Here is a 9,713-nt window from a genome sequence, read left to right on the forward strand (position 1 = left end):
CAGGTGGCGGCGCTGGTCGGTGCAGAGCCGGCGCATGTGACCTTCGTCAGCGGCGCGACGGAAGCTGCCAATCACGTGCTGACCCCGGATTTCCGGATGGGCCGGGCGCCTTTGGCGATGAGCCGTGTCTATGTCTCTGCGATCGAGCATCCGGCGATCCGCGAAGGCGGTCGTTTCGATCCGGCCCAGGTGACCGAAGTGCCGGTCACGCCGGCGGGTATCGTCGATCTTTCCGCACTTGAGGCGCTGCTGGCCGAACACGACCGGAGCGTCGGCATGCCGATGGTCGCTGTCATGCTGGTCAATAACGAGACCGGCATTGTTCAGCCCGTGGCAGACGTTGCGGCGATCGCCCATGCCCGTGGCGGCCTGATGGTGGTGGACGTCGTGCAGGCGGTCGGCCGTATTCCGGTGGACATCAATGCGCTGGATGCGGATTTCCTGATCCTGTCGTCGCACAAGATCGGCGGTCCGAAGGGCGTCGGCGCACTCGTTTCGCGCGGCGAAGTGCTGATGCCGAAACCGCTCATCCGCGGCGGCGGCCAGGAAAAGGGCCATCGGTCCGGCACGGAAAATTTCCATGCCGTCGTCGGGTTCGGTGCAGCGGCCCAGGCCGTGCGTGAAAACCTTCATGACCGCAATGCCGGGATCGAAGAGTTGCGCAACCGGCTGGAAGCGGGAATGCGCCAGGCTGCCCCGGATGCGATCATCCATGGCGAGGGAGTTCTGCGTGTGGCGAATACCTGCTTTTTCACTTTGCCGGGGCTGAAATCGGAAACCGGGCAGATCGCTTTCGATCTCGAAGGTATCGCGCTGTCCGCCGGCTCCGCCTGCTCGGCGGGAAAAGTCGGCGAAAGCCATGTTCTGACGGCGATGGGGCATGATCCGAAGCTCGGTGCTTTGCGGATTTCGCTCGGCGTCGACACGACGGAAGATGATATCGCGCGGGCGCTGGCCGCCTTCGCCAAGATTGCCGGCCGGCGAAAACCGGCGGGCGAGGCGGCGTGACCGCTTCCAAAAATGCGGATGCGCAAATTTCCGCTTGCCAAAAGGTGTGAAAACCGCCTTCTGGCGCCTACATAAGGGAGGCAACTGTCCCCCGGATTGATGACAAGAATTGCCGGAATTTGAACCGGCAAGAATTGGAGTATGAACATGGCTGCCGTGCAGGAAACAATCGATCAGGTTCGCCTAATCGATGTGGACCAGTACAAATACGGTTTTGAAACCGTCATCGAAGTGGACAAGGCGCCAAAGGGTCTTTCGGAAGATATCATCCGTTTCATCTCGGCCAAGAAGCAGGAGCCGGAATGGATGCTGGAATGGCGTCTCGACGCCTATCGTCGCTGGCTGACCATGGAAGAGCCCACCTGGGCGCGCGTCGAATATCCGAAGATCAACTTCAACGATCTCTATTATTACGCAGCTCCGAAAAGCAGCGCCGGCCCGAAGTCGCTCGAAGACGTCGACCCGGAACTGTTGAGGGTCTACGAGAAGCTCGGCATTCCGCTGCGCGAACAGGAGATTCTGGCTGGCGTTGAAACGCCGCGGGTCGCCGTCGACGCCGTCTTCGACTCGGTTTCGGTCGTGACGACCTTCAAGAAGGAACTGCAGAAGGCCGGCGTGATCTTCATGTCGATCTCCGAGGCGATTCGCGAACATCCTGAGCTGATCAAGAAATATCTGGGCTCGGTCGTTCCGACTTCGGACAATTTCTATGCGACCCTGAACGCCGCCGTGTTCACCGACGGTTCCTTCGTCTTCGTGCCGAAGGGCGTGCGGTGCCCGATGGAGCTGTCCACCTATTTCCGCATCAACGAAAAGAATACCGGCCAGTTCGAGCGCACGCTGATCATCGCCGAGGAAGGCGCTTACGTTTCCTACCTCGAAGGCTGCACGGCGCCGCAGCGCGACGAGAACCAGCTTCACGCCGCCGTGGTCGAACTCATCGCTCTCGACGATGCGGAGATCAAGTATTCGACGGTGCAGAACTGGTACCCGGGCGACGCCCAGGGCAAGGGCGGCATCTACAACTTCGTCACCAAGCGCGGCGATTGCCGCGGCACCCGCTCGAAGATCTCGTGGACGCAGGTCGAGACCGGTTCGGCGATCACCTGGAAATATCCGAGCTGCATTCTTCGCGGCGACGATAGCCGCGGCGAGTTCTATTCGATCGCCGTTTCCAACGGCTATCAGCAGATCGACAGCGGCACCAAGATGATCCATCTCGGCAAGAACACGTCGAGCCGCATCATTTCGAAGGGTATTTCCGCCGGCAATTCGAACAACACCTATCGCGGACAGGTGTCGATCAACCGCCGGGCTTCAAATGCCCGCAACTTCACCAATTGCGACTCGCTCCTGATCGGCGACCAGTGCGGTGCCCACACCGTGCCCTATATCGACGTGAAGAACGCATCGGCACAGATCGAGCACGAAGCGACGACCTCGAAGATTTCCGAGGACCAGAAGTTCTACGTCATGCAGCGCGGCATTCCCGAAGAGGAAGCCATCGCCCTGATCGTCAACGGCTTCGTCAAGGACGTCATCCAGCAGTTGCCGATGGAATTCGCCGTCGAGGCCCAGAAGCTGATCGGCATCTCGCTCGAAGGCTCCGTGGGCTGATGGCCCGCTGTCCGAATATCGCGCACTGACGCGTCACCGAATAAATCCGGAAGGATAAGAAACATGCTTGAGATCAAGAACCTGCACGCCCGTATCGCCGAAGACGGCACCGAGATCATCCGCGGCCTGAACCTCACCGTGAAAGCCGGTGAAGTTGCTGCCGTCATGGGCCCGAACGGCTCCGGCAAGTCGACACTGTCCTATATCCTCGCAGGCCGCCAGGATTACGAAGTCACCGAGGGCGATATCCTCTATAACGGCGAGAGCATCCTGGAACTCGACCCGGCCGAACGTGCGTCCAAGGGCATCTTCCTCGCCTTCCAGTACCCGCTCGAAATTCCGGGCGTCGCCACCATGCAGTTCCTGAAGGTTGCGATGAACGAGCAGCGCAAGGCGCGCGGCGAGGCGGAACTGACGACGCCGGACTTCATCCGCCGCGTCAAGGAAGCCGCCGAGAAGCTGAAGATCGACCAGGCCATGCTGCGCCGTCCGCTCAACGTCGGTTTCTCCGGCGGCGAGAAGAAGCGCGCTGAAATCCTGCAGATGGCGCTGCTCGAGCCAAAACTTTGCATCCTCGATGAAACCGATAGCGGCCTCGACATCGACGCGCTGAAGATCGTTGCCGATGGCGTCAACGCTCTGAAGTCGCCGGACCGCGCCACGATCGTCATCACCCATTACCAGCGCCTGCTCGACTACATCGTGCCGGACACGGTCCACGTACTCTACAAGGGCCAGATCATCCGCTCCGGCGACAAGGCGCTTGCGCTTGAGCTGGAAGAGAACGGCTATGCCGATATCATCGGAGAAGCGGCTTAAGCGGCCCGAAGGGAAGGATGTTGTCATGAACATGCAGACGACAAGCCGCCTCACGGCTGCAGAAACCGCGTTGGTCGAAGCCTTCGGCACGCAGATCGGCGAACTGCCGGGCAATGGCGCCGTGATCGGCACGCGGGACAGGCTTCTGGACGACCTCAAGAAGTCCGGCCTGCCGACCCGCCGCATCGAGGCCTGGCATTATACCGACCTCAAGAACCTGCTGCGTAGCGTCCCCGAAGTGACGCTGGTTTCCGCCATTGATCCGATCGCGCCGCTGGTCGAGGGCTCGAAGGTGCTTTCGATCCTGCAGGGTGAAGCCGACGCGAAGGCTGCCGTTGACGGCGTCGAGATCACGCTTTTCAAGGACAGTCTCGCAGACGGCTCGGCCGCTGCCGGTCTGACGGCGCTCGACAAGGACGACGCGATCGGCCGCATCAACGGCAGCTTCGTGCGTGATGGTTACGCGGTCACCGTTCCGGCCAATATGGAACTGGATGCGCCGATCGAACTGCAGGCGCTGCACGGCGCCGGCCAGGTTCATACGCGCTTCCCGGTCTCCTTCGGCGCCGCTTCCAAGGCGACGATCATCGAGCGTCACCGGTCGGTGGCTGAAGGTTCAGCGCTCGTGTCTTCCATCAGTGACATCGCGCTGGAGGATGGCGCTGACATCACCTGGATCATCCTGCAGCAGCAGGGTGCCGCCGACACCCATCTCGGCCAGATCCGCGTAAAGCTCGGCACCGATGCTAAGCTGCGCCTTTTCGTCATCAATGCCGGCGGCAAGCTGGTGCGCCAGGAACTGCGTATCGACGTGGCCGGCGAAGGTGCCGAACTGACGCTGCGCGGCGTCAACCTGCTCGGCGCCGAAAGCCACACCGACGTGACGCTGGTTCTCGGCCACAACGTGCCGAACACCAACTCGACGGAGATCATCCGCAACGTCGTGTTCGACCGCGCCAACGGCGTTTTCCAGGGCATGATCCGGGTCGCTCCGGATGCCCAGAAGACCGACGCCAAGATGTCCTGCAACACGCTTCTGTTGACCGACGATGGCGGGTTTTCGGCCAAGCCCGAGCTCGAAATCTTCGCGGACGACGTGGTCTGCGGCCATGGCGCGACGGTTGCCGATATCGAGAGCAGCCATCTCTTCTATTTGATGGCGCGCGGCGTTCCGGAAAACAAGGCACGGGCCATGCTAGTCAACGCCTTCGTTGCCGAGATCGTCGAGGAACTCGAGGAAGAAAAGCTGGTCGAGGCGCTGGAAGGCGTCATCTCGGCCTGGCTTGAAAAGCATGCCTGAAAAGGGGCCTGATATGGACCAGAGTGCACCCTCGACGACCTACGATGTGGAAGCGATCCGCCGGGACTTTCCGATCCTGTCGACGATGGTGCACGGCAAGCCGCTGGTCTATCTCGACAACGGCGCCTCGGCCCAGAAGCCGCAGGTGGTGATCGACGCGATCAGCCACGCCTATTCCAGCGAATATGCGAACGTCCATCGCGGCCTGCATTTCCTCTCGAATGCCGCGACCGAAGCCTATGAGGCGTCGCGCGAAAAGGTGCGCCGGTTCCTGAATGCCGGTTCGGTGGACGAGATCGTCTTCACCAAGAATTCGACCGAGGCGATCAACACCGTCGCCTACGGCTGGGGCATGCCGAATATCGGTGCCGACGACGAGATCGTCGTGACGATCATGGAGCACCATTCCAATATCGTGCCCTGGCATTTCATCCGCGAGCGGCAGGCCGCCAAGCTCGTCTGGGTGCCGGTCGACGACGAGGGCGCCTTTCATATCGAGGATTTCGAGAAGTCCCTCACCGAAAAGACCAAGCTCGTCGCCATCACCCATATGTCGAACGCGCTCGGCACCGTGGTTCCGGTCAAGGAAGTCTGCCGCATCGCCCATGAGCGCGGCATTCCGGTCCTGATCGACGGCAGCCAGGGCGCCGTGCACATGCCGGTCGATGTCCGCGACATCGATTGCGATTGGTACGTGATGACCGGCCACAAGCTCTACGGTCCGTCCGGCATCGGCGTGCTTTACGGCAAGTCGGACCGGCTGAGGGAGATGCGGCCGTTCCAGGGCGGCGGCGAGATGATCGTTGACGTCACCGAGGATATCGTCACTTACAACGATCCGCCGCATCGTTTCGAGGCGGGTACGCCGCCGATCGTCCAGGCGATCGGGCTCGGTTACGCGCTGGATTATATGGACAAGATCGGCCGCGCCGCGATCGCCCGCCACGAGGCGGATCTCGCCGCTTACGCTGCCGAACGCCTGCGCGCCATCAACTCGCTGCGGATCATCGGCAATGCGCCCGGCAAGGGCGGCATCTTTTCCTTCGAGCTTGCCGGCATCCACGCCCATGACGTCTCGATGGTGATCGACCGTAAGGGTGTTGCGGTTCGCGCCGGCACCCATTGCGCCATGCCGCTCTTGAAGCGCTTCGGCGTCACCTCCACATGCAGGGCATCGTTCGGCATGTATAATACCCGTGCCGAAGTGGATGCGCTGGCCGATGCGCTCGACTACGCGCGAAATTTCTTTGCTTGAGGACTATTGCCATGGCCGCCGATGAAACGGAATTGAAGTGGGACGCCCGCGAAGGACTGATCCAATCCGCTATTCCGGCCGATGAGTTGGCGCGATTGAGCGACGACGTGATCGGAGCGCTGAAAACGGTCTATGATCCGGAAATCCCCGCCGACATCTTCGAACTCGGTCTGATCTATAAGATCGACATCGAGGACGACCGCATGGTGAAGATCCTGATGACGCTGACAGCGCCAGGCTGCCCGGTCGCCGGCGAAATGCCGGGCTGGGTGGAAAACGCCGTCGGCGCCGTAGAAGGCGTGTCCGGCGTCGAAGTCGAGATGACCTTCGATCCGCCGTGGACGCCGGAGCGCATGTCCGAAGAAGCCCAGGTGGCTGTCGGTTGGTATTGATCGATTAATCGGTCGGTACTACATTTGAATCGTGAAACTCCGGACCTTGAATCCGCGTGCGGAAGGAGAATGAGCCTATGGGCTTCGCCATTATGACCATGACCGATGCCGCTGCGACGCGCGTCAAACAGCTCGTTGCCAATTCCGGAACGGAGGCCAAGGGCCTGCGTGTGGGGATCAAGAAGGGCGGCTGTGCCGGCATGGAATACACGGTCGATCTCGTCACCGAGCCGAATGCGAAGGACGACATGATCGAGCACGACGGCGCGAGCGTCTGGATCGAACCTTCCGCCGTGCTTTATCTCCTCGGCACCCAGATGGATTTCGAAGTCACGCAGATGCGCTCAGGCTTCACCTTCGTCAATCCCAACCAGACGTCTGCCTGCGGCTGCGGCGAGTCGGTCGAACTGAAGCCTGCGGATCTCGCTGCGCTCGCAAAGCAGCGCGAAGCCGAAGTCCACGCCTGATTACCTCATGAATTCGGCAGATAGGCGAGGAGTGTCTCCATCGCTCTTCGTGCCGCTTCGACGTCGCTCGCCCGGATGGCGCGGATGACGGCGACATGCTGGGTCACCGCCTGATCCAGCCGTTCGATAGAGGCCGTCGAAAACCACCGCCGCCGCGAATGGGTCTGGAGCGGCGCCAGCGCCGAGGTCAGGAACCGGTTGGGGCAGGCCTCCTCGAGGGTCTCGTCAAAACGCTTGTCGGCATCCAGGAAGCCGTGAATGTCACCGGTCGCCGCTGCGGCACCCATTGCCTTGGCGCAGTCGAGCAGGGCGCTGCGCTGCTCATCGCTGGCATGTTCCGCCACCAGGGCTGCTGCAACCGGCTCAAGCTGGCGGCGCACCTGCATGATGTTTTCGTGGTCGCCCTCGATGATCTCGGTGACCTGCAGTCCGACGCGCGGGCGCACCCGCATCAATCCCTGCCATTCGAGTTTCTGGATTGCTTCGCGCACCGGTGTGCGGCCTTGGCCCGCAAGGCCGATGAGCTGCTTTTCCGTAACCAGCGCGCCGGGCGGCAGTTGAAGGGTGACAATGAGGTTTTCGAGCCGGTGATAGGCCTGTCGGCTTAGCGATTCTGCCTCGGATGCCATGCATCTCATCCTCTCTGATATATCACAGGATGCCATGTCGCATTTGGAATGGCAACCGCACGTGATATATCAGGCCAACGTCAATGTTACCGGCGACAGACCCAAGGGGACCGCCGCCGCCTATTCGTGGCGGAGGGCTTCGATCGGATTGAGCTGCGCCGCACGCCGGGCCGGAAAATAGCCGAACACCATGCCGATCGCCGCCGAGAAGGCAAAGGCAAGCAGGATGATCGTCGGGCTCGCGACAAAAGGCACGCCGAGGAAAGTCACCACGCCATAGGCAAGCGCCAGGCCGGCAATTATGCCGCTGACGCCGCCGAAGATCGACAGCATCACCGCCTCGACGAGGAACTGGGTCAGCACCTGCCGCTCAAGGGCACCGATCGCGAGGCGAATGCCGATCTCGCGGGTGCGTTCGGTGACCGAAACCAGCATGATGTTCATGATGCCGATGCCGCCGACCAGCAGGCTCACGGCCGCGACGGCACCGAGCAGCCCGGTCAGCAGCACCGTCGTGCCGGTCATCGCCGCGGCGATCTGCGACATATCGTTGACCGAGAAGTCGTCATCGCGGCCAACCGCAATCCTGCGCCGTTCGCGCAGCAGGCTTTCGACATCCGACTGGACTTTTTCGGTTGCCACACCATCCTGCGCCGACAGGATGATACTGCTGATCGTCGTCGTCCCGCCGATCCGCCGCTGGTGCAGTTTCAACGGCATGATGACCGTGTCGTCCTGGTCGTCGCCCATGCCGGACTGGCCCTTGACGGCGAGCACGCCGACCACCGGGCAGGCGACATTGCTGACGCGGATGTTCTGCCCGACCGGGTTGGCTGCGCCAAAAAGTTCCTTGCGTACCGTCTCGCCGATGATGCAGGCGGCCTGGCTGCCACGGTCCTCGCTGGCGAGGAACGACCGGCCGAGCGACAGATCCCAGTCCTGGGCGATCAGATAATCGTTGTTGGTGCCGATCACGCTGGACGAATGGTTGGCACCGCCGGCAATCACGGTCGCGGTGCCACGGTTCACGGGCGCCACGGCGCGAAGCCCGGTCACCTGCTCCTGGATCGCCCGGACATCCTTGTCGTTGAAGCGCTTGGCCTCGCTGCTGGCACGTCCCGGCCCCCATTGGCCCGGGCGGACGAACAGCGTGTTGGTGCCGAGGCGAGAAAGCTCGGCCTGGACCTTCGCCGTCGTGCCGTTGCCGACCGTGACCATGGCGATGACAGCCGCAACGCCGATCACCACGCCGAGCACGGTCAGGAAGGAGCGCAGCATGTTGCGGCTGATCGCCCGCCAGGCCAGTTTCGTCGTCTCAAAGAACATGGTCGTGCTCCTTCGCCTGCGCCTGATCCGAGGCGAGATGCCCGTCGACGAAGCGCAGCAGCCGCTTACCATAGGCGGCGATGTCCTCCTCGTGGGTGACCATGATCACGGTAATGCCGTTGTCGCGATTGAGCCGGGTGATCAGCTCCATGATCTCGGCGCTGGTCCTGGTGTCGAGATTACCGGTCGGTTCGTCGGCCAGTAGCACGGCGGGATCGGTGACGATGGCGCGCGCGATCGCCACGCGCTGCTGCTGCCCGCCGGACAGTTCCTGGGTCGTGTGCCCTTCGCGGCCCTTGAGGCCCACCTGTTCCAGCGCAACCATCGCACGTTTGCGCCGTTCGCGGTGATCCATACCCCGATAGACGAGCGGCAGCTCGACATTTTCGACCGCGGACGTGCGGGCTAGAAGATTGAACCCCTGGAACACGAAGCCGAGCATATGCCGGCGTAAAAGTGTCAGCTGGGCGCGGTCGAAGCCGCTCGTCGGAATGCCCTGGAACAGGTATTCGCCGGATGAAGGCACGTCGAGCCCGCCGATGATGTTCATCGCGGTCGACTTGCCGGAACCGGACGGACCCATGATCGACACGAACTCGCCCGCCGTGATCGACAGGTCGATATGATCGAGGGCACGGATCGTCGCTTCGCCGTGCCCGTAGAATTTCGAAACCTGCCTGAAGGCGATGATGGGAGGGAGCCTCATCGAAACCCTCCTCAGCTCGCCCGGGCGACAGCGTCCGTGATCAGCAGATCGCCTTGCTTGATCTCACCGGATTTCAGCACCGTGAACTGGCCGTCGCTGGGGCCGGTCTCGACCTGTACTCGCGTCGGCGCGCCTGCGCGCAGAACCCAGACGGCACGACCCGCTCCCGAAGCATCGTCGCCGCCGCGATTGCC

The 9,713-nt window shown here is 62.1% G+C and carries 10 protein-coding genes and 1 pseudogene; 7 read left to right on the forward strand and 4 right to left on the reverse strand.

From position 1 onward, the window contains the following. From MOV61_RS25365 to sufA, 7 genes are all read left to right on the forward strand, one after another. On the forward strand, window positions 1-1,008 hold a 1,008-nt coding region (locus tag MOV61_RS25365), incomplete at its 5' end, for a cysteine desulfurase family protein (RefSeq protein WP_247138572.1). 147 nt (window positions 1,009-1,155) lie between these two features. Next, on the forward strand, window positions 1,156-2,625 hold the full coding sequence (sufB, locus tag MOV61_RS25370; RefSeq protein ID WP_247138573.1) for a Fe-S cluster assembly protein SufB: 1,470 nt from the start codon (window positions 1,156-1,158) through the stop codon (window positions 2,623-2,625). 63 nt (window positions 2,626-2,688) lie between these two features. Continuing rightward, window positions 2,689-3,444, forward strand: coding sequence for a Fe-S cluster assembly ATPase SufC (gene sufC, locus MOV61_RS25375; RefSeq protein WP_038542928.1), 756 nt, complete (start codon window positions 2,689-2,691; stop codon window positions 3,442-3,444). Between the two features lie 25 nt (window positions 3,445-3,469). After that, on the forward strand, window positions 3,470-4,744 hold the full coding sequence (gene sufD / locus MOV61_RS25380) for a Fe-S cluster assembly protein SufD (protein WP_247138574.1): 1,275 nt from the start codon (window positions 3,470-3,472) through the stop codon (window positions 4,742-4,744). A 13-nt stretch (window positions 4,745-4,757) separates the two neighbouring features. Next, window positions 4,758-5,999 (forward strand): cysteine desulfurase, encoded by a 1,242-nt coding sequence (locus tag MOV61_RS25385; protein WP_247138575.1) that lies wholly within the window; start codon window positions 4,758-4,760, stop codon window positions 5,997-5,999. An 11-nt stretch (window positions 6,000-6,010) separates the two neighbouring features. Further along, window positions 6,011-6,391, forward strand: coding sequence for an SUF system Fe-S cluster assembly protein (locus MOV61_RS25390; protein ID WP_038542934.1), 381 nt, complete (start codon window positions 6,011-6,013; stop codon window positions 6,389-6,391). A 77-nt stretch (window positions 6,392-6,468) separates the two neighbouring features. After that, a complete protein-coding gene (gene sufA / locus MOV61_RS25395) occupies window positions 6,469-6,858 on the forward strand; it encodes a Fe-S cluster assembly scaffold SufA (protein WP_038542936.1) in 390 nt (129 codons plus the stop codon). A 5-nt stretch (window positions 6,859-6,863) separates the two neighbouring features. Here the strand turns inward: sufA and MOV61_RS25400 are convergent, their stop codons facing one another. The 4 genes and pseudogenes from MOV61_RS25400 to MOV61_RS25415 form a co-directional block, all read right to left on the reverse strand. Continuing rightward, window positions 6,864-7,487: a GntR family transcriptional regulator gene (locus tag MOV61_RS25400; protein WP_247138576.1), complete on the reverse strand. Its 624-nt coding sequence runs from the start codon at window positions 7,485-7,487 to the stop codon at window positions 6,864-6,866. A 120-nt stretch (window positions 7,488-7,607) separates the two neighbouring features. Then, window positions 7,608-8,813: an ABC transporter permease gene (locus MOV61_RS25405; RefSeq protein ID WP_247138577.1), complete on the reverse strand. Its 1,206-nt coding sequence runs from the start codon at window positions 8,811-8,813 to the stop codon at window positions 7,608-7,610. Further along, window positions 8,803-9,519: an ABC transporter ATP-binding protein gene (locus tag MOV61_RS25410; protein WP_038542941.1), complete on the reverse strand. Its 717-nt coding sequence runs from the start codon at window positions 9,517-9,519 to the stop codon at window positions 8,803-8,805. Before MOV61_RS25410 ends, MOV61_RS25405 begins: the two co-directional genes overlap by 11 nt. A gap of 11 nt (window positions 9,520-9,530) precedes the next feature. Next, window positions 9,531-9,713 (reverse strand): annotated as a pseudogene (locus MOV61_RS25415) (efflux RND transporter periplasmic adaptor subunit); the annotation flags it as partial.

It is taken from the genome of Neorhizobium sp. BETTINA12A (assembly GCF_023006485.1).
Taxonomy (GTDB): domain Bacteria; phylum Pseudomonadota; class Alphaproteobacteria; order Rhizobiales; family Rhizobiaceae; genus Neorhizobium.

Coding starts and splice junctions, on each gene's coding strand:
- sufB (WP_247138573.1), top strand. CDS start 1,156: ATGGCTGCCGTGCAGGAAACAATCGATCAGGTTCGCCTAATCGATGTG.
- sufC (WP_038542928.1), top strand. CDS start 2,689: ATGCTTGAGATCAAGAACCTGCACGCCCGTATCGCCGAAGACGGCACC.
- sufD (WP_247138574.1), top strand. CDS start 3,470: ATGAACATGCAGACGACAAGCCGCCTCACGGCTGCAGAAACCGCGTTG.
- MOV61_RS25385 (WP_247138575.1), top strand. CDS start 4,758: ATGGACCAGAGTGCACCCTCGACGACCTACGATGTGGAAGCGATCCGC.
- MOV61_RS25390 (WP_038542934.1), top strand. CDS start 6,011: ATGGCCGCCGATGAAACGGAATTGAAGTGGGACGCCCGCGAAGGACTG.
- sufA (WP_038542936.1), top strand. CDS start 6,469: ATGGGCTTCGCCATTATGACCATGACCGATGCCGCTGCGACGCGCGTC.
- MOV61_RS25400 (WP_247138576.1), bottom strand. CDS start 7,487: ATGGCATCCGAGGCAGAATCGCTAAGCCGACAGGCCTATCACCGGCTC.
- MOV61_RS25405 (WP_247138577.1), bottom strand. CDS start 8,813: ATGTTCTTTGAGACGACGAAACTGGCCTGGCGGGCGATCAGCCGCAAC.
- MOV61_RS25410 (WP_038542941.1), bottom strand. CDS start 9,519: ATGAGGCTCCCTCCCATCATCGCCTTCAGGCAGGTTTCGAAATTCTAC.